The organism is Luteibacter sp. PvP120, from assembly GCF_054055715.1.
On the sequence record NZ_JBSRXP010000002.1, the window covers coordinates 216,442 to 241,209 of the forward strand.

Genomic DNA, 24,768 nt, shown 5'->3' on the forward strand with positions numbered 1-24,768 from the left:
GCCGGAGCGTGGCCGTCGCGGCCATGCCCTGTCCTTCCGGAAACCTTACGAGCCCCACTTTTCCATGGTCGACGAGGAGTTAAGGCCGTTGTCATCGGCGCAACCAAGCGATGAAACCACTTAGAGACGCCACCGATGCGTTTACGTTGGGCGATTGGACAGTGCGTCCGCGCCAGGCCGTGCTGGAGCGCGGCGAGGTGCGAACGTCACTCGAGCCCAAGCATCTTGATGTGCTCCTGTGCCTGGTCGAGGCTGCCGGCGATGTCGTCAGCATCGACCGGTTGCTCGATCGCTGCTGGCCCGGCGAATTCCATGGCGACAATCCGGTGCACAAGGCGGTCGCCATGCTGCGCAAGGGGCTGGGCGACGACGCGAGGGCACCGCGCTACGTGGCTACCGTGCGCAAGCGCGGCTATCGCATCGTCGCACCGATCGCCGATCTCACAGACGGGCAGGCGCGGAGGTGCGGAAGCGCCGGGACAGGGCAGTGGCTGTTCGATGGCGCCCACGTATGCCGTCCCATGGCAACGCGACATGCCGCGCGCTGGCTGCAGAACCAGGCGTGCTTTGCGGTGACGCTGTCCTATACGCGTCCCATCGCCACCAGGCACCGTGCGCGGGCCCGGGAAGGGCACCCGGAGGCCGACCGCAGGGATGATTCGCGATCCACGCGCACGCGATCAGCCGCGCGCGCCGCATTGTTGCTGTGCATGAGCTCGACGATCCTTTCGTTGACGCTCTGCACGTGGCTGGCCGTCATGGACGCACGACGCGCCATCGCACGCGCTGATCTACTCCACCGACGCGCCGAGGCGATCATTGCGTGCCACGATCGGCGTGTCGCCGAGGATCGTCCGACCGACGCCTGCAACGATCCTCAAGACAAAAGAAAAGGGCCCTGATTGCTCAGGGCCCTTTCTTGTTTGGCTGGGAGACTAGGATTCGAACCTAGATAGACAGCGTCAGAGGCTGTCGTCCTACCGTTAGACGATCTCCCAATAAAACGGGTTTCGACGCGCTCTGACCTTGAAGCGTCGAACTTTGAAGCGGTATTAGCGCTTCGAGAACTGCGTGGCGCGACGAGCCTTATGGAGACCGACCTTCTTACGCTCGACTTCACGGGCGTCGCGGGTCATGAAACCAGCCTTGCGCAGCGGCGACTTCAGCGCTTCGTCGTATTCGACGAGGGCGCGGGAGATGCCGAGACGAATCGCACCGGCCTGACCCGTAATGCCACCGCCTGCCACCGTCACCATGATATCAAACTTATCGACATTTTCGGTAAGTTCGAGCGGCTGACGAACAATCATGCGCGAGGTCTCGCGACCGAAGAACTGATCAAGCGGCTTGCCGTTGACCACAATACCACCGGTGCCCTTGCGAAGGAACACGCGAGCGGCGGAGGTCTTGCGGCGGCCGGTACCGTAATTCTGCTGGGTAGCCATGTCGTTTCCTTAGATTTCCAGCGCCTGGGGCAGCTGCGCGGTATGCGGGTGCTCGGCGCCGCCGTACACCTTGAGCTTGCGGTACATGGCACGACCCAGCGGGTTTTTCGGCAGCATGCCCTTGACGGCGATTTCGATGACTCGCTCCGGGTGCGTGGCGAGCAGATCCTTGAGACTGGTGGTCTTCAGGTTGCCGACGTAGCCGGTGAAGCGGTGGTACATCTTGTCGTCCAGCTTCGCACCGGTCACGGCCACCTTCTCGGCGTTGATCACGACGATGTAGTCGCCGGTATCGACGTGCGGGGTGAACTCGGGCTTGTGCTTGCCGCGGAGGCGACGCGCGATCTCGGTCGAGAGACGACCGAGCGTCTTGTTCGTGGCATCGACCACGAACCAATCACGCTTGACGCTTTCCGGCTTGGCGGTGAACGTTTTCATTTCAAATACCTGGTTTGCCGCCTTGATGGGCGGAACACGGAATCGGTGAAAGCAAAGGCGCGAGAGAATAGCGGACTTTTCCCTCATCGCGCAAGCCCACCGTGCAGGTGAGCTTCGGGCCGACAATCATAACATGATGAACGGCCCGTTTCACAAGCCTCGGGAAGCGAAAGGACGACTGGCGCGACAAGCGGCCGCAGCGACTTCACCTTTTCCCGTTACCCGCGCATTGTAACGTGAGGTATCCCGTTTCGTCAGGAGTTTTCGATCATGTCCGTTCGCACGCTCAGCCCCCTCGATCGCCTGCTGGCCGGTGTGGAGCGCGCCATGGAGGCCGTCGCGGGCTCGCCGGAAGCGGCGCGTCCGTCGCCCGGCGATACCGTGCCCGAGGCACCGATGTCGGAAAGGGAGCGCCGCCACGCGGCCGGACTGATGCGGATCAACCATGTGGGCGAGGTGTGCGCGCAGGCGCTCTACGTCGGCCAGGCCGCCCTGGCGCGCACCGACGAAACCCGCGCACACCTGATGCACGCCGCCCGCGAGGAAACGGATCACCTGGCCTGGTGTGCGGAGCGGCTCAGCCAGCTCGACAGCCGCCCCAGCCTGCTCAATCCCCTGTGGTATGCGGGCAGTTATGCGATCGGTGTCGCGGCCGCGGCCATCGGCGATCCGATCAGCCTGGGTTTCGTCGTGGAAACGGAACGCCAGGTGGAAGCGCATCTTGCCGAGCATCTCACGCGCCTGCCGCCGCAGGACGAACGATCCCGGGCGATCCTCGCGCGCATGCAGGAAGACGAGGTGCGCCACGCGGATGCGGCGCAGGCCCGTGGCGGCATCGCGCTGCCCTGGCCCCTGCCCCGTTTGATGCAGGCGGCCTCGGCCGTGATGAAGACCGTGGCCTACCGCATCTAGCGGCAACCGCCGTAGCCGCTTCCCTGCGCATGGAAGTGCGTGCGGTGGGCGGCGTTGTAATCCGGCCCCAACAACGCGCCGAAATAACCGCAACCGTCGGCCTGCAGCCCGTGCAGGAAAAGCCCCTCGCGCGGGGCGCTCCAGTCACGCGCGACGACGATGCGCCGGCCATCGGCCAGGCGGAACGCCGTGAGATCGATCGCGTCGGCCCGCGCGTGGCGACTCAGCGGCGCATCGTTGCGGTGATAGACATTACGGCAGGCGTAGCTGCCCACATGCTCGATCACGCGCACGGGCGAACCGAACGCCGCCCCGGCGCCCGGTTGTAGCGCCCTCCGCTCGAATAGCACCATCGCGGCGGCTAACGGGCAGGTAAGCATGACGGGCGACCCCAGCCGCGCCTCGCCCAGGGCGGACACGCGCACGGCATCGCTCCAGCCGCAGCCGCTGGCTTCCTCGTGGTCGACCAGCGGAACGAAGACGGCGCCGGCATGCCGGAGGGCGGCCCGGCACATCGCGGAGTTGCCACCGAGGCGATCCAGCTTGTAGCGAAGAAAGACATCCGGTGGCGCAGTGAGGTCCAGCGGCGCCCACGGGTTGTAACGATCCGGCGGCCGCCAGCCCCTCGTCCAGACAAGGGCGACGACGGACAGCAAGAGGACGAAAAGCAGCACCGCGCGCATGCCCGACATCCTAGGCATGCGTGCGTGAAGGCGGCTCCGGTCAGGCCGCCTTGCCCACGGCATCCAGTTCGCGCAGCACATCGGCGTCCAGCGTGAGATCGGCGGCGGCCAGGTTCTCGGTCAGGTGGGCGACCGATGACGTGCCGGGGATCAACAGGATGTTCGGCGAGCGGTGCAGCAACCACGCCAGGGCCACCTGCATGGGCGTTGCGCCCAGACGCGTGGCTATGCCGCTCAGCGTATCCGACTGCAGTGGACTGAACCCGCCCAGCGGGAAGAAGGGCACGTAGGCGATACCGGCCGCCTTCAGGTCGTCGATGAACGCGTCGTCCGCGCGCTGGGCCAGGTTGTACATGTTCTGGACGCAGACGATGTCGCACAGGCCACGGCCTTCGGCCAACTGGGCCGGGGTGATGTTGCTCAGCCCGATGTGCCGCACCAGGCCCTGCTGCTGCAGGCCCGCCACCGTTTCCAGCATGGGCGCGATGGACCCTTCCGCGGGGCCATGGGTGTCGAACATCACCCGGAGGTTCACCACATCGAGCACGTCCCGGCCCAGGTTGCGCAGGTTGTCGTGCACGGCGGCGGTGAGCTCCCCCGGGGAGAAGGCGGGCAGCCAACCGCCCTTCTCGTCGCGGCGCGCGCCGATCTTGGTCACGATGACCAGGTCGTCGCGGTACGGATGCAGGGCCTCGCGAATCAGCTGGTTGGTGACATGCGGACCGTAGAAGTCGCTGGTGTCGATATGGTCCACGCCCTGTTCCACGGCGGCACGCAGCACGGCCAACGCGGCATCGCGGTCCTTCGGTGGGCCGAACACCCCCGGGCCGGCCAGCTGCATCGCCCCGTAGCCCAGCCGATGGACCGGAAGGTCGCCGAAATGGAAGGTGCCCGACGTCTGGATCGTGGTCATGGAAGAACTCCGGTTAAGTGAGTACGTAGCGTAGGCACCGACGGATAAGCCGATAAGAGGGCACAATCGGCACGGCTCGTCCCGCATTCCGCACAATTAACGTATCGGAGATGACCATGAAAGCGGACCTCGGCGACCTGCATGCCTTCGTCACTGTCGCGACGGCCGGCGGATTTCGCGAAGGGGCACGCCTGAGCGGCGGCAGCGCCTCCGCCCTGAGCGAGGCGGTCCGCCGGCTGGAGGCCCGTCTCGGGGTGCGCCTGCTGAACCGCACCACGCGCAGCGTGGCACCGACCGAGGCCGGTCGCGGCCTGCTCGATCGCCTCGCGCCGGCCCTGGCCGAGGTGGGACAGGCGCTGGATGTCGTCAACAGCTTCCGCGACCGCCCAGCCGGCACGCTGCGCCTGAACGTTCCCATGAGCGCCTCCCGGCTGGTCCTGCCGGCCCTTGTCCCAACCTTCCTGGCGGCTTATCCGGATATCCGGCTCGAGGTCCTCACGGACGAGAGCTTCGTCGATGTCCTCGCGGCCGGCTGCGACGCCGGTATCCGCTACGACGAGCGCCTGGAGCAGGACATGATCGCGATACCGATCGGCCCCCGGGTCCAGCGCTTCGCCACGGCCGCCTCGCCGGCGTACCTGGATCGCCACGGCCGCCCGGCGCACCCACGCGAACTGCTGGGGCACGCCTGCCTGCGCGGGCGGTTCGCCAGCGGCAACATGCCCGCCTGGGAATTTGAAAAGGACGGCGAGACGGTCTGGGTCGAGCCGACCGGCCCACTGGTGGTCCGGATCGGCGGTGCCGCCGACCTCGCGGTGGATGCGGCCATCGCCGGCACGGGCATCGTCATGCTGTTCGAGGACTGGCTGCGGCCGCACCTGGACAGCGGCGCGCTCGAACCCGTGCTGGCGCCCTGGTGGCTGTCATTCCCCGGACCGTTCCTCTACTACCCCGGACGACGCCTGGTGCCCGCACCCCTGCGCGCCTTCATCGACTTCATCCGGGCGACGGCGCCGGCCTGAACAAACGACGGGCAAAAAAAAACCCCGCTTTCGCGGGGTTTCGTGGATCACATCAGGTTGCGGCCGTGGAAGAGCTCTTCGATTTCCCGGCGCAGCAGCGATTCGATGCGCTGGCGCTCCTTGAAGGAAAGATCGTCGGCCTGGGCCTCGAACAGGTAAGTGTCGAGGTCGAAATCCTTGATGTGCATCTTGGTGTGGAAGATGTTTTCCTGGTAGACGTTCACGTCGAACATCTCGTACTTCTGACGGATGTGCTTGGCGAGGTAGTCCTGCACCGAATTGATCTTGTGGTCGATGAAGTGCTTCTTGCCCTTCACGTCGCGTGTGAAGCCGCGCACGCGGTAATCGGCGATCACGATGTCCGACTCGAAGCTGTCGATCAGGTAGTTCAGTGCCTTCAACGGCGAGATGACGCCGCACGTGGCGACGTCGATGTCCGCGCGGAACGTCGCGATGCCGTTGTGCGGATGCGTTTCCGGGTAGGTATGGACGGTGATGTGGCTCTTGTCCATGTGGGCGACGACGGCACCGGAGATGGTGTCGCGGCCCAGCTTCTCGACCACCGGTTCTTCCGAGATCAGGATGGTGACCGACGCGCCCTGCGGGTCGTAATCCTGGCGGGCGATGTTCAGGATGTTGGCGCCGATGATCTCGGCCACATCCGTGAGGATCTGGGTCAGGCGATCGGCGTCGTACTGCTCATCGATGTACTCGATGTAATTCTGTCGCTGCTGTTCGGACACCGCGTAGCAGATGTCGTAGATGTTGAAGCTGAGCGCCTTGGTGAGGTTGTTGAAACCTTGCAGACGAAGGCGGGGGAGCGGTTTGACCACAGCGACTCTCCGAGGCCGGGAGGAACGGCCAGCAGTAGACGCGGGTTAGCAGCTAGGGTCCCCGCAGATGATGTAAGCGACGGGGCGTCATTCTGCCCGGCGCTTGTGTACGGCATAAGACAAAGGGTCCCTACGCCGAGGGGGTGAAATTATGAGGCAAGAAGCTCAGGAATTGAACATGCCCGGGGTGGATCGATTTAATTTGTGGATTTTGTGCCCCGGTTGTCTGCAATAATCGTCCCGACACATGGCAAGTAGGCGACGCCTGACGGAAAACCGTCGGCATACACTCATCCGGGGCTGCCATGCCATTGCGACCCATCGGAATCAGCTGTGGCCCAACTCAAATACTTGCTTCAACAGGCTTTCGAACGTTCGCAAGCGCCGACGGGCTTTGCGCCGGACCCCATCGCGATGGGCCGCTTCCTGGACGCATGCCATCGTCGCCGCTACCCCGGCAAGACCGCGATCATCCGCCCGGGCGATCCGGCCAACACCCTCTACTACGTGGTCGAAGGCTCGCTGGCGGTGTGCACCGAGGACGAGGAAGGCCGTGAGCTGATCCTGGCCTATATCAACCGGGGGCAGTTCATCGGCGAGATGGGCCTGTTCGTCGAGCAGGCCCAGCGCGAGTCGCTGGTGCGCACCCGCACCGCGGTGGAGATGGCCGAGATCAGTTACGAGCGGCTGTTCCAGCTACTGGAGGGCCCGCTCGCCGCCGAATGCCCCAAGCTGCTGTTCGCCATAGGTTCCCAGCTGACCCATCGCCTGCTGCGCACCTCGCGCCAGGTCAGCCGCATGGCCTTCATGGACGTGACCAACCGGGTGTCCCGCACGCTGCTGGACCTGTGCCAGGAGCCGGACGCCATGACCCACCCGGACGGCACGCAGATACGCATCTCCCGCCAGGAGGTCAGCCGGATCGTGGGTTGCTCGCGCGAAATGGTGGGACGCGTGCTCAAGCAGTTGGAGGAAGAGCGGATGATCGACGTGGCGGGCAAGACCATCGTGGTGCGCGGCACCCGCTAGGCCCCAGGGCGCGGCTCAGCCGCCCCGGTAGATCATGTGGACGTCCGCGCGCTCGTAGTGCGAGCCCGGACGCAGTGCCGGCTGCAACTCGAACCCGGCGCGCCGGTACATGCCCAGGGCCCTCGCCAGCCGGCTGTTGGATTCCAGGAACAGTTCCGTACCCGCCCGGGCGCGGTAGTCGGCGATCGCCGCGTCGAGCAGCTTGCGGCCCGCGCCCAGCCCTCGGTAGTTCTCGTCCACGCCCATTTTCGACAGCTCGTAGACCCCGCCCCCATGGTGCAGCAAGGCGCAGGTGCCTATGACTTCGCTGGCGTAGAGCGCGAACAGGATCGTGCCGCCGCGGGCCAGCACCTTCCCCTCCGGATCGGCGAACAAGGCCCGGTCGACGTCCTCGACCCGGAAATGGCGTTCCAGCCACTGCTGGTTGAGGCGCTGGAAATGCGGTGCCAGCGCCGGCTCGTAGGGAACGATACGCACGGTTTCGCTGGCCAGCGCCGCGCGCTGGTCGAGGATAGCCGCGACCAGTGGACGCTCGGCCAGGACCTGTTCGCAGCCGTCGATCGCCTCCAGCAGCGCCAGCCCCCGGGCCCCCATGGACGCCGCCATGCCGCGGCGAATGGATAGCCATACCGGCCCCAACGCACCGAGCGCCGACTCCCCCGCGTCGGTCAGCGCCAGCACGCTGCGCCGGCCGTCCCGCGGGTCGCGCTGGCGAACCACCATGCCTGCCTCCACCAGTCGATCCGCCAGCTGACTGACCGCCGAATGGGTCTGCCCGATGGCCGAGGCCACTTCGGTCACGGTGGTGGGCCCGACATCGCGCAGGAATCGCAGCACCGGAAACCAGCGCGACTCGATGCCCGCGTCACAGGCCCGGTAAACCTCGTCCACCGCCTGGTAGAAATGATCGCTGAGCGCCTTGAGCCGGCTGCCTAGCGCAAGTTCACGCAGGGAGGAGAGGTACATCGGGCATCCGCGCAAGGGGTCGGAAGCCGAGGCTAGCGGCGGCGGGATGTCGCACGCAAGCGATACGGGCAACCCCTTCATTCCCGGCACGCATGTCGGTGGGCTATGGTGTGTCCCACCATCCACGACAACGACGGCGCATGGACTGGAGCCAGTTCCTCATCTTCGCCGGCGTCGGCCTGCTCGCCCAGCTGGTCGACGGCGCGCTGGGCATGGCCTATGGACTCGTGTCCAACGCCGTGCTGCTCGCACTCGGCCTGCCCCCGGCGGTGGCGAGCGCCACCGTACATACGGCCGAAGTGTTCACCACCGGGGTGTCGGGCGGGGCCCACGCCTTCTTCGGCAACGTGGACTGGAAGACCTTCCGCCGCCTGGCCATTCCCGGGGTGGTGGGCGGCATCCTGGGGGCCTGGTTCCTGGCCAGTGTCGACGGCGACGTGCTGAAGCCCTTCGTCTATGCCTACCTGCTGGTCCTGGGGATGGTGGTGCTGGTGCGCGCCACGGGCCGCACCGTTTCGCGCCATCGGGTCCGGCACAAGGGCATCCTGGGCTTCTGCGCCGGGCTGCTCGACGCCATCGGCGGGGGTGGCTGGGGCCCGATCGCCACCTCCACGCTGCTGGCCAGGGGCGGGGACGTGCGGCAGACCATCGGCACGGTGAACGCGGCGGAGTTCGTGGTGACGATCGCCATCTCGTCGACGCTGATCTTCCACATGGGCGTGCAGCACTGGCCCATCGTGCTGGGCCTGCTCACGGGCGGCGTCATCGCCGCGCCGATCGCCGCGTGGCTGGTCAGGCACCTGCCGCCCCGTTACGTCATGGTCGCGGTGGGTTGCCTGATCGTGGGTATCAGCCTCTACCAGCTGGGCTCGTACTTCCTGCGCTGAGGCGCTGGCCGGACGTGGGTCAGAACCAGTGCAGCACGTCCAGCCGATCGCCCAGGGCGCGGCGGGCCTTCCTCTCCATCTTGGGCGATGGATTGACCAGCACCGCCTTGTCGGCGGCGCGCAGCATGGCCAGGTCGGACAGGGAATCGCTGTAGGCCAGGGCCCAGGGCCGCGGGATGCCGGCCTTGTCGAGATTGCGCACCTTCATGCCTTCGACGTTGTGCACGGTGAAGTGCACCCCCAGCGGGCCGCCGCGCGTGGACGACGCGATCAGTTCGTAACCAGCAAGACTCACCTCATCCAGGATGGACTCGACCATCGTGAGGTCGTTGCCGCTGACGATGACGACCCGGTCGCCCAGGGCGACGTGCCGGCGCAACGTCGCCACCGCATCGCGCAGGAACACGCCGGGGCGCCGCGCGTAGACCCTGGCGAACGCACCGACCCGGCGACGGTAGCTGGCTTCCCGCCGGCCGAAGGTCACCACGCGCAGGAAGACGCGCCCGAGGAGGCGGCTGCCCGCCACGGTCGGCAGCAGCAAAGGAACGAAGGGCAGCAAAGGCAGGCCGAGCAACAGGCGCCAGCGACCGGCGCCGGAAAGACACTCGCGGAAATACAGCTCGAGCGTCTGGTGGCGCACGATGACGCCGTCGAAGTCGAACAGGACGACGCGACGCACGTCGGCGACGGGGCCAGGTGACCCCGTCGTTTCACTCCCCTGGTCCATGCCGCGCCTAGTGCTTGGGCGTCGGGCTGGGCGTGTCGAACAGCTTGCGCAGTTCCGTGCCGGGATCGGCGGCGCGCATGAAGGCCTCGCCAACCAGGAAGCAGTCGATGCCCTTGTCGCGCAGCATCTTGACGTCTTCGCGGTTGTGGATACCGGATTCGGCGACCAGTGTGCCGTCACCGACCAGTTCCTTCAGGCGCAGCGAGGTGCCCAGCGACGTCTCGAACGTGCGCAGGTTGCGGTTGTTGACGCCGATGAGGGGCACGGGGAGTTCGAGTGCGACTTCGAGCTCTTCCTCGTTGTGGACCTCGACCAAGACGTCCAGGTCGAGTTCGGCGGCCAGCATGGATAGCTCGAGCAGGGCATCATGATCATGGATGACATCGTCGCCCGTCTTGGTGGCGAACGCGGCGACGATCAGCAGGACGCAGTCGGCGCCGATGGTGCGTGCCTCGTACACCTGATATTCGTCGACGATGAAATCCTTGCGCAGGATGGGCAACTTGCAGGCCGCGCGCGCCTGGCGCACGAAGTCCTCGTGGCCCTGGAAGAAATCGGCGTCGGTGAGGACGGAAAGGCAGGCAGCTCCGCCTTGCTCGTAGCTGCGGGCAATCTCCGCCGGATTGAAGTCGGCGCGGATCAGCCCCTTGCTCGGGCTGGCCTTCTTGATCTCGGCGATCACCGCCGGCTGGCCGTCGTGCAGCTTGGCGTCAATGGCCGCCACGAAGCCGCGCGTGGGCTCCAGGTCGGCGATCATTGCGGCGAGGTCATCCAGCGAGCGATGACGCTTGCGTTCGGCTACTTCTTCCGCCTTGCGGGCGAGAATGCGATGGAGAATGTCGGGCATCGAAGCGCTTCCTTGGGTAAGGCCGGGCAGAGGGGGATTCCCGGCGATCTCAGGCACCGAGCCGCCGGGTGGCGGCCACGAACGCATGCATTTTTGCACGAGCCGCGCCACTTGCGATCGTCTGGCGGGCAAGATCGATACCCGCCCGGATCGTGGGCGCCACATCCGCCGTGTACAGGGCGGCACCGGCATTCAGGCAGACGATGTCGTGGGGTACGCCGGGCACGCCGGAGATGGCGTCCACCAGCATCGCCATGGAGCCCTCGGCATCCTCTACCCGCAGGTTGCGGCTGGATGCCATGGCCAGCCCGAAATCCTCCGGCTCGATCTCGTATTCGCGGACCACGCCGTCGCGCAGTTCGCCCACCAGGGTGGCGGCACCCAGCGAGATCTCGTCCATGCCGTCGCGGCCCCACACCACCAGGGCGTGCTTCGCGCCCAGGGCCTGCAGCGCGCGGATCTGGATGCCGACCAGGTCAGGATGGAACACGCCCATCAGGATGTTCGGCGCCCCGGCGGGATTGGTCAGCGGACCGAGGATGTTGAAGAGGGTGCGGACACCCATCTCGCGCCGGACCGGGGAGACCACCTTCATCGCGGGATGGTGGTTCGGCGCGAACATGAAGCCGATATCCACCTCGGCCATGCAGACGGCCACCTGGGCCGGCAGCAGGTCGATCCGTGCGCCCAGGGCCTCCAGCACATCGGCGCTGCCGGACTTGGACGACACGCTGCGGCCACCGTGCTTCGCCACCCGCGCACCGGCGGCGGCGGCGACGAACATGGATGCCGTGGAGATATTGAAGGTGGACGCGCCATCGCCGCCCGTACCCACGATATCGACGAAATGCGGGTGGGTGCCAGCGTCCACACGGGCCGAGAGGTCGCGCATCACGCGCGCCGCGCCGGTGATCTCGCCCACCGTTTCCTTCTTCACCCGAAGGCCGGTAAGGATGGCGGCCGTCATCAGCGGGCTGACATCGCCGCGCATGATCTGGTGCATCAGCTCGATCATCTCGTCGTGGAAGATCTCGCGGTGCTCGATCGTGCGCTGCAGCGCCTCGGAGGGGGTCATCGGCATGGCGCGTGAATCCTTGTCGTTACGCGGCGAGCGGCAGCGGCATGCCGAGGAAATTGCGCAACAGGTCGTGACCGTGCTGGGTGAGGATCGACTCCGGATGGAACTGCACACCCTCGATATCCAGCGTGCGGTGGCGCAGGCCCATGATCTCGTCGATCGAACCGTCCTCGCGCTCCGTCCAGGCGGTGACCTCGAGGCAATCGGGCACCGAGCCCTTCTCGACCACCAGCGAGTGGTAGCGCGTGGCCTCGAACGGGTCGGGCAGCCCGGCGAACACGCCCTGCCCCCGATGGCGCACCGGCGAGGTCTTGCCGTGCATGATCTCGCGCGCCCGGATGACCGAGCCGCCGAACACCTGCCCGATGGCCTGGTGGCCGAGGCAGACCCCGAAGATCGGCAACTCGCCGGCCAGCTCCCGCAGGATATCCATGGACACGCCCGAATCGTCCGGCGTGCCCGGGCCCGGCGAGATCATGATGCGCGAGGGTGCCAGGGCGCGGATATCCGCGACAGTGAGGGCGTCGTTGCGAACCACCTTGACCTCCTGCCCCAACTCGCCCAGGTACTGGACGAGGTTGAAGGTGAAGGAGTCGTAGTTGTCGATCATGAGCAGCATATGGACCTGACCGGTTTCGTTCATTGCCGTGGTCGGCCATTGTACGGCACATCGCGAAGACGCTGACCGGGCACGGGTGGTGCCGAATCGCGCACACCTGGTCCAGGTCCAAACCGGCGCACAGCCGCGTCAGTTCACGCCATCCCCGATGCCAGACGGCCGACGCGCAGCGGCGAAGGTGGGCAGCACGCCTTTTCTTCGCAAGGAAATCGCATGGCCTAAGCGAGGATGGCTCACATGCGCAATCTCGACTTCAGTTCATGGCAGGGCCTGCTCTCCACCCTCTTCGGGCTGGCCGTCATCACCCTCATAGGCGTGGGCATCCGTTTGCTGGCCATGCAGACGGTGCAGCAACGCCGAGAACGGGAAAACCGACAGATCAATGAGCGACTGCGCACCCTGATCGCTGCCTACAAGACGTTGGGCGGCTCGTTCACCGGTAATCTCGCGGTCGACCCTACCCATATGCGCGACCTGCGACTTCGTGCCGCCTCAGCTGAAGGCTCTGCGGGTGAGTTCGCTTCGGGCTCGGACCGGGCGCGCCGGGTTCGCGATGCGGTGGAAGCGGCCCTTTCGGACATCATCCTGCTCGGCACCGAAGAACAGGTGGCGCTGGCGGCCCGAGCCGCCACCGAGATGGTCGAGGGACGCCCGGTGCACATGCACGACCTCGTCGTTTCGCTGCGTAACTTCATTCGGAAAGTCCTCGACCTGGAACCGGTGTCGCGGAAGATCGCCATTCCGAACCAGGGGCCCGCGCGCGTGGTGGCGGCGAAGGGAAAGGCCGATGGCGGCGCGAAGGCTGAAGGCGGTGGCGCAGGTAAAGGCAGCGGCGTGGGCGGTGGCATGGGCGGCGGTATGGCGGCCGGCGCAGGGTTGGGCCTCGGCGGCGGGATCGCTGCGGACGATGCGCACGGGCATCACGAGTAGGCCGGCTCGCCTGGGCGCTGCCATCACGTGCGCTTGTCGCATGCTTGCCGCCCACGACACCGACGGAGTGCAGCGCTATGACACCGAAGCAGAGTGCCGAGCCTGAAACAGTGTGGATGCATCGCAACGGCTGGGTGCCTAACAACGAGGCGTATCCCGTTCTCGTCTATAGGAATGTCATTGAGGGCGACGATCTCGCGTCGAACATCGAGGCGACCTTCGCAACCAACGGATGGCCACCGGAATGGCGCGATGGCGTTTTCGACTATCACCACTACCACTCCACGGCGCACGAAGTGCTCGGCTTCGCCACCGGCTGGGCGCGACTCGTTCTGGGCGGACCCGGAGGGCACGATATCGAAGTGAAGGCTGGCGATGTCATCCTGTTGCCGGTGGGCACCGGTCATTGCCGCGTCGATGCTTCCAACGACTTTCTTGTCGTCGGCGCCTATCCCGAGGGGCAGCACTGGGATATCTGCCGTGAGCCGCCAACTGCCGCGATGATCGAACGGATGCGCGCGCTGCCCTTCCCGAAGAGCAACCCTGTCAACGGCGACAAAATATCCCTGCCCCGGCATGAGAAACGCTAGGCAAGCAACTTCGTGAAGCGATCACGATCGCCGAACATCAAGCCGATCCCAGCACTTCCTTTAGGCTGACAGTTGCACCGAACCGAGCACCTTCAACAGCTCGTCCGTGGTGACCGTCTCGCCAATACGCGGGAAGATCGTCTTGACGCTGTTCTCGTGCGCAGCGGCGTTGAGGTCCGTCATGGCATCTGTCACCAGAACGACGTCGTAGCCGAGTTCGCTGGCATAACGCGCCGTTGACTCGATGCCGATGCTGGTGGCGATACCGACCAGCACGATCTGTTTGATGCCCTTGGCACGCAGCTGCGCATCGAGATCGGTGGTCTGGAAGGCACCCCAGCGCTTCTTGCTTACGCGCATGTCGCTGGTCGCGGCTTCGAGCTGCGGTACCAGTTCGGCAAACGATGGGTCGGTCGGGAACGGATGCTTCGGAGCGTCGGTGCGACCGGGAGCGGCCTCCACCACATTGACCAGCACGACAGGGTGGTTCTTCGCGCGGAACGCACGCGCGATCGACGCGGACTTCGCCACTACATCGGCGGCCGGGTGAACCGTCGGCAGGGCGACAATGCCCTTCTGCAGATCGATAACGACAAGGGCGGCCTGGTTGTCGAGTTGGCTAAGCGGCATGGCGTGACCTGTTCATCGAGGTGGTGCGATTGGACATGCCCGAAGGCTAAGGTTGAGCACCCCAACTTACAAGCCAGACGTGCAAGGTTGGCGTCGAGCGTTCTCGCGCAACCGCCGCACCCTGACGCAAAGGGACTTGCGGCCGGCCTGGGCAGAGCCGATGCTTGTTGGTCCCCACAGCAAGGATTCCCCCCATGCAGTCCCTCGGCGCCATCGCTTTCCTCGTCCACGATTACGACGAGGCCATCGCCTTCTTCGTCGATGCGCTGGGCTTCTCACTGGTAGAGGACACGCCCCAGGGCGAGGGCAAGCGCTGGGTCACGGTCGCGCCGCGGGGGTCGGATGGAACGAAGCTTCTGCTGGCCCGCGCCATCGACGACGGGCAGCGCGCCCAGGTCGGCAAGCAGGGGGGCGGCCGCGTGTTCCTGTTCCTGCACACCGACGACTTCGCCGCCGATCACGCGCGTATGCAGGCACACGGCGTACGCTTCCGGGAAACACCGCGCCATGAGCCCTATGGCACGGTCGCGGTGTTCGACGATCTCTACGGCAACGGATGGGACCTGATCCAGCCGGCCGGCTGACAAGGAACATGCATGAATGACCCGATTCGCGTGGCAGTGCTGGATGATTACCAGAAGGTCGCGCGCACCAGCGCCGACTGGTCGTCCGTGGAAGCCAGGGCGGAACTCACCGTCTTCCACGACCACCTGCATGATCACGAGGCGCTGGTGCGTCGGCTGGCCCGCTTCGACGTCATCTGCGTGATGCGCGAGCGCACGCCGATGACGGCCGCCCTGATCGCCGCCCTGCCCCGCCTGCGGCTGATCGCCTCCACCGGGGCGGCCAATGCGTCCATCGACACCGAGGCTGCGGCGGCGCATGGAGTCACCGTGGCGCACACCGGTTATGCGTCTACGCCCACCATCGAATTCACCTGGGCCGCCATCCTCGGGCTGGCACGCGACATCGCCGGCGAAGCGGCCTCCGTGCGCGCCGGCGGCTGGCAGGCCGGGCTGGGCACCGAACTGCGCGGCAAGACGCTCGGCATCCTTGGCCTGGGCCGGATCGGTTCGGCCGTGGCCAGCATCGGCAAGGCCTTTGGCATGCATGTCATTGCATGGAGCGAAAACCTCCAGGAAGAAACGGCCAGCGCGCTCGGCGTACAGCGCGTCGACAAGCAGGCGCTGCTCTCGCGTTCCGACTTTCTCACCATCCACACCCGGCTCAGCGAACGGACGCGCGGCCTCATCGGCGCGGCGGAACTGGCGTCCATGAAGCCGACCGCGCGCCTCATCAACAGCTCACGCGGCCCGATCGTGGACGAGGCGGCACTGGTGGATGCGCTGATAGGCGGTCGCATCGCCGGCGCCGCGGTGGACGTGTTCGAGACCGAACCGCTACCCGCCGACCACGCTTTCCGCGACCTGCCGAACGTGCTGACCACACCGCATATCGGCTATGTCACCGAGGAGATGTACCGGACGTTCTACAGCGATACGGTAAAGAACGTGCTTGCCTGGCTGGACACGCTGCCCTGAGCCGAAGCGGCCCTGCATGCCAAGGGCCGGTGCGGCCGAGGCCAGGCTCGTTAGCGTGACGCCACCTTGCCAGCGTCCTTCGCTACTGCTTTCCCGCCCTTGTCGCCCTTATCGCTGTCCTTGGGCTTGATCGTCATCAGCTCCAGCGGCTTGCCGTCCGGCTGACGTACCGTCCAGCCGCGCTGGAGATCCGCCAGATCGTTGAGTTGCGGGCAGATCTGATCGGAACGACGATCCAGCGCCTTCGACCGTTTGTCCATGGCGCCGTCCAGCGATTTTTCGAGCGACTCGGCACGGGCCTGCAGTGCGGCGACCTTGCTGGCATCGCCGGACAGGGCCGCTGTGACGGCGCTGGACGTGACCGAGCCCACCAGTTCGCCCACCGTATCGGAGACCGACCCGCCGACGGTTTCCGCCAGGTGGTCGTTGGACCAATGCCCGGCGCCCACGCCTTCGTCGATCTGGCGCAGGGCCTGCGCCTGTTTGCGCTTGAGTTTTTCCAGCAGGCTGGCGCGTTGCTCGCCATCGGCGAAGGACAGCGTGATGGTGGTCATGGCCGAGAAGCCGAGCTGCACACCTTCGCGGGCGATGGCGGCCACCTCGGGAACCAGCTTGCGCACACCGGCCTCGTAGCGCCGTAGCGCGTCGGCATCGGCGGACGACACCGTCGTCTGGCGGCCGTCGATGCGAATGCTGCCGTCGTGCAGGAAGATATCCGCCGGCGTGCCCGCCTTGCGATGGAACGACAGTCCCGCATCCGTGACGTCCACGTCGTAGGGGGTGGCGTAATCGTTCTTGCAGGTGTCGGTGCTGAATTCGATCATGCCGGCGTGGGCTGTCGCGACGGACAGGGCAAGGGCGACGACAAGGCTTGCGGCGATCGAGGAATGGCGCATGAATCCTGCTCCCTGGGTGATGACACCGGCTTGGACGCGCGCGGCTGGCCTTTGGTTTAAACCCCCTCGGTACCCCACGCATGGGCCTGAGGTCACGGGGTGACCTTTGGCAGGGTCAGGAGGCGATACCCCGCTCGCGGGCATATTCGGAGAGGCGGCTGTCGTGATCGAGGCCGAGTTTGCGCATCGCGTCGCGCTTCTGCCGGCTTACCGTCTTGACGCTACGACTGAGGCGTTCGGCAATCTGCGTGATCGACATGCCCCCGACGTACAGCCGGACCACCTCCATCTCGCGCGCGGAAAGCCGCGATGCATCGCAGGGCGCCTGGACACCGGCGACGTCGAACTGGCGACGAATGGTGTCGCTGAGGTAGGGCCTTCCGGCGGCGGCCTGCCTGACCGCCACCGCGACCTCTTTCAGCGGTGCCCGCTTGTCGCACAGGCCGAGTGCGCCACGCGCACGCATGGCCTGGAGCACCGCGGCATTGTTGACCATGGTGAGCACGACCACAGGAAGCCGGGGATAACGACGACGCATCAGGTCGATCAGGGCCAGCCCGTCACCGTGGCGTCCACCCGGCATCGAGAAGTCGGTGACCACGACGTCGCAGGGACGGGTGGTCAGCAGGTCGAGCAACTGGTCGCCGTTGGCGGCTTCACCGACCACCTCGATATCCCCCGTGGCCTCGAGCGCGGCACGCGTGCCCATCAGGACCACCGGATGATCGTCGGCAATGATCGTTCGCAGAACCATGTCTTCCCTCGACGGCGGAAACGCGCAGCCGTTTTCCATGCCATGTGTTACATCTCTTCGCACGGCGGAGATTACAGTAAAGCTCCGTGCGTGGTCGAAGGAACGCCATGACGCGCTTGAGAATGTTGGTCAAATTAAGCTGTGCAGCGATCGCATGGCAGGCACCCGTCGGCGCTGCACGCGCGGACGGCCACCCACCGCTGGCGTCGGCATCGCAGTGGCAGGCCGAAACGCATACGACGGACGTCCGCGCGTGGGCGATGCCCTCCTTGCACGACGATGCAGGCCACACGAACACGCCTGCCATCGCCGTGGCGTTGAACGACGACGAGCGGCGCTGGCTGGCGAACCTACCGATACTGCGCATCGGCATCGATCCCACCGCCGCGCCACTGTCGCTCATCGATCGCGATGGCGAAGCCGAAGGCCTGTCGCTCGACTACCTGCAAGCGGCGCTGCAGGCGCTCGGCGTGCGATCGCGCACGGTCGCCACCACGGACTGGCCGGAGACGGTGCGCGCAGCCTCCGCGGGCGACATCGACCTGCTTGCCGCCGCGTCGCCACGAAACGGCGTACTTGGCAGGCACTTCGTGTTCTCACGGGCCTACGCCGAATTCCCCGTGATGATCGTCACGCGTGAGGCGTTCCCCACCATCGGCGACATCCACGACCTGTCCGGGCGACGCATCGCGGCCAACCTGTCGCAAGGCGCGGTGGCAGCCGCGGTGGCGGCGATACCTGGGGCAGTCGCCATCGACGTGAGGACGACCGCGGCGGGACTGCAGGCCGTGGCCGCAGGCGACGCCGATGCCTACGTCGGCGATATCGCTACTGCGGAATTGCAGATCCGACGCGATTATCCGGCGCAGCTCAAGCTCGCCGCTCCCACGAACGAACGTGCCGCCCTCACCATTGGCGTCGCCAACCGCTACGCCCGCTTGGCATCGCTCATCGATCGCGCCCTGGCGCGTATGCCGGAGCGTCGCTCGCAGGCCATCCGCAACACCTGGCTGCGCTCGCAGTACACGTGGGGTGGATCGTGGAAGGAAATCGCGCGCAAGGTGGGACCGGCCGGCGCACTGGTCATGCTGCTGCTACTAGCCGTGTCTTACGCCTACCTGCGGCTTCGCCGTGAAACACGCCTGCGGCTGCGCAGCGAGGCCCAACTGGCCGACGTGACACGGCACATGCCGGCCGTGGTCTATCGCTTCCTGTATCGGCAGGGTGGATCCATCACGTTTGTCTATGTCGGTGGCAATCCCGAACCCATGTTCGGCATCGACGCGGCCACCCTCATGGCCGACGAGCGACGCGCATTCGCACGAGTGGATGAACGCGACCAACCCACCCTGCTCGCGGCCATGGCACACAGCGCGGCAACGCTCCAGCCACTGCACGCGGAGCTGCGTGTGCGCGACAGCGATCCCGAGCGCTGGGTCGCCTCGCATGCGCTGCCGCGTGCGGTCGCCGAAGGCACCGAGTTCACGGGCTACTGGATCGACATCTCCGAGCGCCATCGACAGTCGGCCCAACTGGCGGCAGCAAAGCGCGCGGCCGAAGCGGCGACACAGGCCAAGAGCCTGTTCCTTGCCACGATGAGCCACGAGATCCGCACGCCGATGCATGGGGTACTGGGCACCCTCGAAATACTGGGCCGCACCCCTCTGGAACCCGGGCAGCGACGCCTGCTCGAAACCGCGGAAACCTCGGCCGAGGCACTCCTGCAGATCCTCGACGACATCCTGGATTTCTCTCGGATCGAGGCCGGCCAGGTCGCTATCGATCCCGTTCCCGTCGACCTGCGCGAACTGGTCGCCGGCATCGTGGACCTCTTTGCCTGGCAAGCCGGCCAGAAGGGACTGCGAATCACGGCCCGGGTCGATCCGCGGGTGGCACCGGGCGTGATGGTGGACGGCAGCCGCCTTCGCCAGGTCATCGTCAACCTGGTCAGCAATGCCGTGAAGTTCACGTCGCATGGCAGCGTCGATGTCCATCTGGATGTTATCGAGGCGGACGATAGCTGTCAGCGGTTGCGTTTCAGCGTGAGCGATACCGGCATGGGCATCGCCGATGCGGACATCGCCCGTTTGTTCTCGCCCTTCAGCCAGGCCGAGGCATCGATCACCCGTCGCTTCGGCGGCAGCGGCCTCGGGCTGGCGATCAGCCGGCGCCTCGTCGAGTTGCTGGGTGGATATATCGCCATGACCAGCTCCCCCGGCGTCGGCACGCGGGTCACGGTCGAATGCGCGTTGCCCGTGGCCGTCATGCCTGCGCAGGACACGCCGTCGCCCACCGTCCAGACGGAGAGAACGACCATCGCCCGGAACGTGCTGGTCGCCGAGGACCACCCCATCAATCGCGAACTGGTGGCCGCGCAACTCCAGCGAATCGGCCATCGGTGCCGCATCGCCGGTGACGGCACCGATGCCCTGCTCACTGCCGGCACGTGGCCGGTCGACGTGCTGCTCACCGACCTGCACATGCCCGGCATGGATGGCCACACGCTGATACGCACCCTGCGCGAGCGCGGCGCCACGATGCGCATCGTGGTCATGACCGCGGACGTCATGGCGAGCGAACGCGACCGCTGCATGGCAGCAGGCGCCAACGCGTTCGTGACCAAGCCCCTGCGTCTCGCCGCCCTGCGCGAGGCGCTGGCGTCCGGGCCCGAGGATTCCACAGGACACGCCGGCGAAGTTGGCGGCGAGGTCGATGCATGGGATGTCGACCTGTGGCGCGACCTGTTCGGCGACCTGGCCGCCATGCCCGACATGATCGATCGTTTCGAAGCCGATCTGGACGACGCCATGGATCGCCTTCGCACCTCGGAGACGCCGGACGCCGTGGCCGGTCACCTGCATCGTGTACTGGGCGGCATGCGGGTTTTCGGCGCGTCAGCGGAGGCGGCGCACCTGGAGATGCTGGAGACCCTGCTTCGCGCCGAGGCGACCCGGGCCGATGCCATGCTGCGACTGGCCGGCGTCCACGACATGCTGCGTCGCTTCGTCGGACGCTTGAGGGAAGCGGTCACCACGCAGCTCGCGCGCTGAGTTATTACTCAAAAAATAGTGGGATTTTTCAGAATTGTCTGATTACTCCCGCTGCCTCACTACGCCACCCTTGCAGACACGCGGACCACGCCGCGAGGGAGGCAATCATGCGCAGACCGGCTATCGAGTATCACATTGCCCAATCGGGCACGTCCTGGGGCATCTATCGCGAGGGCACGCAGATCGCCGTCCGGTCCGATCCCGCGGACGCTATCGCCTTTGCCAACTTCTTTGCCGACCGCGAGACCCTGATGAATCTCCGACGAGTACGCGTGTCCGCGGATACCGTCATGCACCGCACGCTCAAGAACATGCGCAAGGCTGAAGCCGTGCGAGCGGTGGCCTGATCGTTTGCGCTCGGGCTCAGCGGCCCGTCACGCCACCCAGGTTGCTCATATCCAAATGAAGCAGGCGCAGACGCGCAATGTGCCTACCCACCGTGGCGCGGTCGCCCGATGACGCCTCCAGCTTGAGGAAGGCATCCAGCAGACGGCGCTCCATCTGCTCCAGGGTACGAATCCAGGTGACATCCGGGTCGTGTGAGAGCTTTACGGACGCCTCGACCACGGTACGCCTGACCCCGCTCATGGCGCCGCCGGCAGAAGCCGGCTTGCCACCGGTGGCACTCACCTGGCCCTGGAGATCGCCGGCAATGGCGTTCAGGGAGTCGGCCGATTCTTCGAGGATCGCCTTCAGGCCGGGTTCCCTGACACCCCGTGACGCGTGGCGATACAGATCGCGATCCGCGATGACGCGGCGGATCAGCCCATTCACGACACGGATCGAAGTACGTTCCATAGGGCGGACGTTAGACCCCCCGGACTTAGCCGGTCATAAATGCCGGCGATTTCGGTCAGCCTGGGGTCATTCGCCGCTTTCGAGCAGCAGCAGTGGATGACCCGCGCTGTCATGCAGGCCGGATTGCAGGTCGAGAAGTTGCTGGACCGAGGGGCACAGCACCTGTACGCGTGGCCGCAGCGCAGTCTCGACCCGTGCGATGACCCGGGCCTGCCCACCGCTGGACACCGCCGCGACGCGATCCCGCAGGGCGGCGGCGCCTTGCAGGTCGCCGTTCATGGCCAGCTGCATCGCTTCCCCACCCACGTCCTCCGTCAGGATGGGCGTGATATCGGACACGATCTCCTGGGCATAGGCGCGCATGGCGTCCTCCTGCCAGTCGCGGGTGCTCTGGCTGGCGGCGATGCGCCGTTTGATGTCGGTCACCCGCGCGGTGAGCGCGCGATCGAGGTCGCCGCTGGCCGCCGCCCCGGGCGCGGCCGTGGCGGCTTCGTCACGCACCGCCTTGGCCGCGATGTCCACGCCATCGCTGGCCAGGGCCTTGGCCTTGGGCACCAGCAGCCGGACGTTGCGCTCGAAAAGGGCCACACGGCCCTGCTCGTCCGGGCGTAGCGCCACGCTCCTGCCGTCGGCGGCGAGCGTGCCGTCCTGGATGCGAACACTGCGCGGCGCCCCCTGTGCCCTATCGAATGTCAGGGACTCTGGGCGAACGGTCAGGTCGTAACTGCTTGCGATACGACAGCTGTGATCGATGTCCTGGGCCGTCGCGGCGCCGGCAAACCCGACGGCGAGGGCAAGAACGAGCAGACGTGCGGTCATGGATACATCCCGGCTAAAGCCATTCGATAGCGTCGGCCGGGCGAATGGCCGCTGAACCGGTCAGAGGGCTGGCGTCATGAACTGCTGGCGCACACGCAGGCTGCCCAGCGCCCAGGCCAGCCATGCCAGTAGCGGCACCGACACCACTTTCAGCACCACGCCGACCAGCATGATGCTGCGCTGGCGACCGGCCACCATGACGAGGTCCGGCGGCAGGCCCGCCTGACCCAGCACGATGCCCAGCTGCTGCCACTGTCCATAGGCGAACCATGCCGTATAGGCGGCCCACACCATAAGCAGGAGCGCCACGATACGCATGGCGCCACGTGCCCAGTCGCGCCAGCGCAGGGTGGATAGCGTGACGACGATGATCGCGAACGCCGCCAGCGTGTAGCCCAGCGACCACAGCAGTGCGATGCGCGGGTCGGGGCCGCTTGCCACCGCCTCGGCACTCATCGCGCCGACCGCCTGGCCGATGACCACGCAGGCATAGGCATTGACGACGAAACCGGCGGCGGCCAGCAACATGACCAGCCACACGACGATGCGCCACGGCGCGAACGGACGGGCGCGGCGTGCACCCAGGGCGGCTTGGAACACGCTCAGGCACCCGCCTTCTTGAACTGGTCGAGGTCGGAAAGCACCTGGCCGGAGTTCTTTTCGGGATCGACGTCCTTGTAGACCTTGACGATCTTGCCCGCGGGATCGATCAGGAAGGTCTCGCGACGGGCGTACTTCATGCCCAGCGTCTTGTTCAGCACGTCGTATTTCACGGCCGTGGCGCCGTCGGCGTCGGACAGCAGGGGGAACGGCACGTGGTACTTCTCGGCAAACTCGGCATGCGACTTCACGTCGTCCAGGCTGACGCCGACCACGTCCGCGCCGGCCTTGTGCAGCTTGGCGATGTCATCGCGGAAAGTGCAGACCTCGGTGGTGCAGCCGGCCGTGAAATCCTTCGGATAGAAGTACATGACCAGCCACTTGCCCTTGTGGGTGTCCAGCGTGTGCCAGTCGCCCTTCTGGTCCTGCAGGCGGAAATCGGGCGCCTTGTCGCCCACCACGGGGGCGGCGGCCCAGGCGGCAAAGGTGACCAGGGACAGGGCGATAACGCTGAGGAGGCGACGCATGGGCAAACCTCGAAGGACGGGAAAGGTCACGAGTGTATCGGCGATGGCCGGCAAAGAGTCATAAAAAAAGGGCACCCCGTGGGGTGCCCTTCAGGAGTCGCGGCGCTTGGCTTACTTGCCGAGGCGCTCGATCTCGAACTTGCTCAGGTCGACGCCGAGGTTGAAGCCGCGGCCCGTACCGGTGACGGCCAGCGACACTTCGCCCTTGGTCATGGCGGCGCTTTCGGCGCTCTTCACGACACCGGCGTTGGCACCGCCAGAGGCGTACTCACCGAAGATCTCGCTGATGCCCTTGACGTTGGTGAACTCGCCCTTGCCGCCTTCGATGCTGAACTTGCCGGCGGTCAGACCACCGCCACGGACGTGGATCATCACGTCGGCGCTCTGGCCGTTGTCGCAGCGCACGTGGCCGCGGCCGTCGGCCTTCTTGTAGATGGCCGCCCAGCCGGTGGTGCTGAAGGTCATGTGGCACTTGGTCGCGGCGGTGGACTCCGCGCGTGCCGGCTGCACCGTGAAAGCACCTGCCGCCGCCACTGCAATAATGGCCATACCCGCGATGCGCTTGATCATGTTCGTTCTCCGTAAGAAAGAGTGGCAGGGACTGTGTGAGGGCGGATTCTCCGCTCACGAATGTGAAGAAACACGGAGCATGCCTGCGTTCGTTCATGAAGGCGCCGGTTATGTGCACGCACGGTGAACCGCTTGGTGCGCCGCCCCGCCCGACCTACCATCGAGCGGTGCCTTCAACCCAGAGGAACGCCCCCATGCCCAAGAAGATACTCGTTGGTTACGACGGCTCCGAGACGGCCCGCCGGGCCTTTCAGTTCGCCATCGAACTGGCCACCTGCGCCAGGGCCAGCGTGCATGTGGTGTCCGTCCGGCAGGTGGAGAACGGCGCCGACACCGCCGCGCTGCTGATGAACGACAACGGTGCCGAGCAACTCGACGCCTTGCGGACGGAGATCGCCGCCCTGCATGAGGCCCACGGCCTGGACGTGGTGGTCGACATGGTCCATGGCGCGCCCGGCGACGCCCTGCTTGCCTACGTCGCCCAACAGGACGTGGACCATATCGTCATCGGCCACACCGAGCGGGGCGCCCTGGCCCGCTGGCTGGTGGGCTCCACCGCTACCGACGTGCTCGCCAGAGCCCATGTACCGGTGACCGTGGTGCGCTAATCGTCCGGCTTTGTCACAATTCGGCAACGCCCACGGGGGCGACATGCTTAAGCGAT

The 24,768-nt window shown here is 66.1% G+C and carries 30 protein-coding genes and 1 tRNA gene; 12 read left to right on the forward strand and 19 right to left on the reverse strand.

Annotated elements, in window-relative coordinates; all coding sequences use genetic code 11:
- Nucleotides 1-179 precede the first annotated feature (179 nt).
- On the forward strand, nucleotides 180-902 hold the full coding sequence (locus ACVKN3_RS04885) for a winged helix-turn-helix domain-containing protein (protein WP_354513786.1): 723 nt from the start codon (nucleotides 180-182) through the stop codon (nucleotides 900-902).
- Between the two features lie 22 nt (nucleotides 903-924).
- Here ACVKN3_RS04885 and ACVKN3_RS04890 read toward each other — a convergent pair.
- From ACVKN3_RS04890 to rplM, 3 genes are all read right to left on the reverse strand, one after another.
- Nucleotides 925-998, reverse strand: a tRNA-Gln gene (locus tag ACVKN3_RS04890).
- A gap of 54 nt (nucleotides 999-1,052) precedes the next feature.
- Entirely contained in the window at nucleotides 1,053-1,445 is a 393-nt protein-coding gene (rpsI, locus tag ACVKN3_RS04895) for a 30S ribosomal protein S9 (protein WP_036138010.1), read from the reverse strand.
- Nucleotides 1,446-1,454: 9 nt separating this feature from the next.
- Nucleotides 1,455-1,883 (reverse strand): 50S ribosomal protein L13, encoded by a 429-nt coding sequence (gene rplM, locus ACVKN3_RS04900; RefSeq protein ID WP_036109995.1) that lies wholly within the window; start codon nucleotides 1,881-1,883, stop codon nucleotides 1,455-1,457.
- 270 nt (nucleotides 1,884-2,153) lie between these two features.
- Between rplM and coq7 the strand changes: the two genes are divergently transcribed.
- Nucleotides 2,154-2,795, forward strand: a complete 642-nt coding sequence (gene coq7, locus ACVKN3_RS04905; RefSeq protein ID WP_285404065.1) for a 2-polyprenyl-3-methyl-6-methoxy-1,4-benzoquinone monooxygenase — start codon at nucleotides 2,154-2,156, stop codon at nucleotides 2,793-2,795.
- Here the strand turns inward: coq7 and ACVKN3_RS04910 are convergent.
- Nucleotides 2,792-3,478 (reverse strand): extensin-like domain-containing protein, encoded by a 687-nt coding sequence (locus tag ACVKN3_RS04910; protein WP_354513783.1) that lies wholly within the window; start codon nucleotides 3,476-3,478, stop codon nucleotides 2,792-2,794. The genes coq7 and ACVKN3_RS04910 overlap by 4 nt on opposite strands.
- A 40-nt stretch (nucleotides 3,479-3,518) precedes the next feature.
- On the reverse strand, nucleotides 3,519-4,391 hold the full coding sequence (locus ACVKN3_RS04915; RefSeq protein WP_354513781.1) for an aldo/keto reductase family oxidoreductase: 873 nt from the start codon (nucleotides 4,389-4,391) through the stop codon (nucleotides 3,519-3,521).
- A gap of 137 nt (nucleotides 4,392-4,528) precedes the next feature.
- Here ACVKN3_RS04915 and ACVKN3_RS04920 point away from each other — a divergent pair, with 137 nt between their 5' ends.
- Complete coding sequence (locus ACVKN3_RS04920; RefSeq protein WP_285404343.1) at nucleotides 4,529-5,413, forward strand: LysR family transcriptional regulator; 885 nt, start codon at nucleotides 4,529-4,531, stop codon at nucleotides 5,411-5,413.
- A 47-nt stretch (nucleotides 5,414-5,460) separates the two neighbouring features.
- Here the strand turns inward: ACVKN3_RS04920 and speD are convergent, their stop codons facing one another.
- On the reverse strand, nucleotides 5,461-6,246 hold the full coding sequence (gene speD, locus ACVKN3_RS04925) for an adenosylmethionine decarboxylase (RefSeq protein WP_036109987.1): 786 nt from the start codon (nucleotides 6,244-6,246) through the stop codon (nucleotides 5,461-5,463).
- Nucleotides 6,247-6,660: 414 nt separating this feature from the next.
- On the opposite strand from speD, the gene crp reads away from it, so the two are divergent.
- Nucleotides 6,661-7,275: a cAMP-activated global transcriptional regulator CRP gene (gene crp / locus ACVKN3_RS04930; protein WP_216165444.1), complete on the forward strand. Its 615-nt coding sequence runs from the start codon at nucleotides 6,661-6,663 to the stop codon at nucleotides 7,273-7,275.
- A gap of 15 nt (nucleotides 7,276-7,290) precedes the next feature.
- Here the strand turns inward: crp and ACVKN3_RS04935 are convergent, their stop codons facing one another.
- Complete coding sequence (locus ACVKN3_RS04935; RefSeq protein WP_354513778.1) at nucleotides 7,291-8,241, reverse strand: bifunctional helix-turn-helix transcriptional regulator/GNAT family N-acetyltransferase; 951 nt, start codon at nucleotides 8,239-8,241, stop codon at nucleotides 7,291-7,293.
- A 140-nt stretch (nucleotides 8,242-8,381) separates the two neighbouring features.
- On the opposite strand from ACVKN3_RS04935, the gene ACVKN3_RS04940 reads away from it, so the two are divergent.
- Nucleotides 8,382-9,128 (forward strand): sulfite exporter TauE/SafE family protein, encoded by a 747-nt coding sequence (locus tag ACVKN3_RS04940; RefSeq protein WP_285404081.1) that lies wholly within the window; start codon nucleotides 8,382-8,384, stop codon nucleotides 9,126-9,128.
- A 19-nt stretch (nucleotides 9,129-9,147) separates the two neighbouring features.
- Here the strand turns inward: ACVKN3_RS04940 and ACVKN3_RS04945 are convergent, their stop codons facing one another.
- Genes ACVKN3_RS04945 through ACVKN3_RS04960 form a run of 4 tightly spaced genes read right to left on the reverse strand, consistent with a single transcriptional unit; the run spans nucleotide 9,148 to nucleotide 12,399 of the window.
- On the reverse strand, nucleotides 9,148-9,807 hold the full coding sequence (locus ACVKN3_RS04945) for an HAD family hydrolase (protein WP_051938482.1): 660 nt from the start codon (nucleotides 9,805-9,807) through the stop codon (nucleotides 9,148-9,150).
- Nucleotides 9,808-9,862: 55 nt separating this feature from the next.
- Nucleotides 9,863-10,702: an indole-3-glycerol phosphate synthase TrpC gene (trpC, locus tag ACVKN3_RS04950; protein ID WP_354513775.1), complete on the reverse strand. Its 840-nt coding sequence runs from the start codon at nucleotides 10,700-10,702 to the stop codon at nucleotides 9,863-9,865.
- A gap of 49 nt (nucleotides 10,703-10,751) precedes the next feature.
- Entirely contained in the window at nucleotides 10,752-11,783 is a 1,032-nt protein-coding gene (gene trpD / locus ACVKN3_RS04955; protein ID WP_285404085.1) for an anthranilate phosphoribosyltransferase, read from the reverse strand.
- Between the two features lie 19 nt (nucleotides 11,784-11,802).
- Nucleotides 11,803-12,399 (reverse strand): anthranilate synthase component II, encoded by a 597-nt coding sequence (locus ACVKN3_RS04960; protein ID WP_354514014.1) that lies wholly within the window; start codon nucleotides 12,397-12,399, stop codon nucleotides 11,803-11,805.
- A 237-nt stretch (nucleotides 12,400-12,636) separates the two neighbouring features.
- Here ACVKN3_RS04960 and ACVKN3_RS04965 point away from each other — a divergent pair, with 237 nt between their 5' ends.
- A complete protein-coding gene (locus tag ACVKN3_RS04965; RefSeq protein ID WP_285404087.1) occupies nucleotides 12,637-13,329 on the forward strand; it encodes a hypothetical protein in 693 nt (230 codons plus the stop codon).
- A gap of 77 nt (nucleotides 13,330-13,406) precedes the next feature.
- Nucleotides 13,407-13,919 (forward strand): cupin, encoded by a 513-nt coding sequence (locus ACVKN3_RS04970; protein ID WP_354513773.1) that lies wholly within the window; start codon nucleotides 13,407-13,409, stop codon nucleotides 13,917-13,919.
- Nucleotides 13,920-13,979: 60 nt separating this feature from the next.
- On the opposite strand, the gene ACVKN3_RS04975 is transcribed toward ACVKN3_RS04970, so the two are convergent.
- Nucleotides 13,980-14,549 (reverse strand): isochorismatase family protein, encoded by a 570-nt coding sequence (locus ACVKN3_RS04975; RefSeq protein ID WP_354513771.1) that lies wholly within the window; start codon nucleotides 14,547-14,549, stop codon nucleotides 13,980-13,982.
- A 194-nt stretch (nucleotides 14,550-14,743) separates the two neighbouring features.
- On the opposite strand from ACVKN3_RS04975, the gene ACVKN3_RS04980 reads away from it, so the two are divergent.
- Entirely contained in the window at nucleotides 14,744-15,133 is a 390-nt protein-coding gene (locus ACVKN3_RS04980) for a VOC family protein (RefSeq protein ID WP_285404092.1), read from the forward strand.
- Nucleotides 15,134-15,145: 12 nt separating this feature from the next.
- The gene (locus ACVKN3_RS04985) at nucleotides 15,146-16,090 is read left to right on the forward strand and encodes a D-2-hydroxyacid dehydrogenase family protein (protein WP_354513769.1); all 945 of its coding nucleotides are present in this window, start codon (nucleotides 15,146-15,148) and stop codon (nucleotides 16,088-16,090) included.
- Nucleotides 16,091-16,140: 50 nt separating this feature from the next.
- Here ACVKN3_RS04985 and ACVKN3_RS04990 read toward each other — a convergent pair whose 3' ends face one another.
- Both ACVKN3_RS04990 and ACVKN3_RS04995 read right to left on the reverse strand, forming a co-directional pair.
- Complete coding sequence (locus tag ACVKN3_RS04990; protein ID WP_354513767.1) at nucleotides 16,141-16,986, reverse strand: DUF2884 family protein; 846 nt, start codon at nucleotides 16,984-16,986, stop codon at nucleotides 16,141-16,143.
- Nucleotides 16,987-17,101: 115 nt separating this feature from the next.
- Nucleotides 17,102-17,740, reverse strand: a complete 639-nt coding sequence (locus tag ACVKN3_RS04995) for a response regulator (RefSeq protein ID WP_285404095.1) — start codon at nucleotides 17,738-17,740, stop codon at nucleotides 17,102-17,104.
- A gap of 107 nt (nucleotides 17,741-17,847) precedes the next feature.
- Between ACVKN3_RS04995 and ACVKN3_RS05000 the strand changes: the two genes are divergently transcribed.
- Both ACVKN3_RS05000 and ACVKN3_RS05005 read left to right on the forward strand, forming a co-directional pair.
- On the forward strand, nucleotides 17,848-20,790 hold the full coding sequence (locus ACVKN3_RS05000; protein WP_354513765.1) for an ATP-binding protein: 2,943 nt from the start codon (nucleotides 17,848-17,850) through the stop codon (nucleotides 20,788-20,790).
- A gap of 107 nt (nucleotides 20,791-20,897) precedes the next feature.
- On the forward strand, nucleotides 20,898-21,137 hold the full coding sequence (locus tag ACVKN3_RS05005; protein WP_285404097.1) for a hypothetical protein: 240 nt from the start codon (nucleotides 20,898-20,900) through the stop codon (nucleotides 21,135-21,137).
- Nucleotides 21,138-21,153: 16 nt separating this feature from the next.
- On the opposite strand, the gene ACVKN3_RS05010 is transcribed toward ACVKN3_RS05005, so the two are convergent.
- The 5 genes from ACVKN3_RS05010 to ACVKN3_RS05030 form a co-directional block, all read right to left on the reverse strand.
- Nucleotides 21,154-21,588 (reverse strand): PA2169 family four-helix-bundle protein, encoded by a 435-nt coding sequence (locus tag ACVKN3_RS05010; protein WP_036138055.1) that lies wholly within the window; start codon nucleotides 21,586-21,588, stop codon nucleotides 21,154-21,156.
- A 66-nt stretch (nucleotides 21,589-21,654) separates the two neighbouring features.
- Nucleotides 21,655-22,407 carry a DUF2884 family protein gene (locus tag ACVKN3_RS05015; RefSeq protein ID WP_354513763.1) on the reverse strand — a complete coding sequence of 251 codons (753 nt, stop codon included), beginning with the start codon at nucleotides 22,405-22,407 and terminating at the stop codon, nucleotides 21,655-21,657.
- A 60-nt stretch (nucleotides 22,408-22,467) separates the two neighbouring features.
- The gene (locus ACVKN3_RS05020; RefSeq protein WP_354513761.1) at nucleotides 22,468-23,007 is read right to left on the reverse strand and encodes a hypothetical protein; all 540 of its coding nucleotides are present in this window, start codon (nucleotides 23,005-23,007) and stop codon (nucleotides 22,468-22,470) included.
- A gap of 2 nt (nucleotides 23,008-23,009) precedes the next feature.
- Nucleotides 23,010-23,534 carry a peroxiredoxin gene (locus ACVKN3_RS05025; RefSeq protein ID WP_036138060.1) on the reverse strand — a complete coding sequence of 175 codons (525 nt, stop codon included), beginning with the start codon at nucleotides 23,532-23,534 and terminating at the stop codon, nucleotides 23,010-23,012.
- Nucleotides 23,535-23,645: 111 nt separating this feature from the next.
- The gene (locus tag ACVKN3_RS05030; RefSeq protein ID WP_285404104.1) at nucleotides 23,646-24,104 is read right to left on the reverse strand and encodes a hypothetical protein; all 459 of its coding nucleotides are present in this window, start codon (nucleotides 24,102-24,104) and stop codon (nucleotides 23,646-23,648) included.
- A gap of 194 nt (nucleotides 24,105-24,298) precedes the next feature.
- Between ACVKN3_RS05030 and ACVKN3_RS05035 the strand changes: the two genes are divergently transcribed.
- Entirely contained in the window at nucleotides 24,299-24,712 is a 414-nt protein-coding gene (locus ACVKN3_RS05035; protein ID WP_285404105.1) for a universal stress protein, read from the forward strand.
- Nucleotides 24,713-24,768 lie beyond the last annotated feature (56 nt).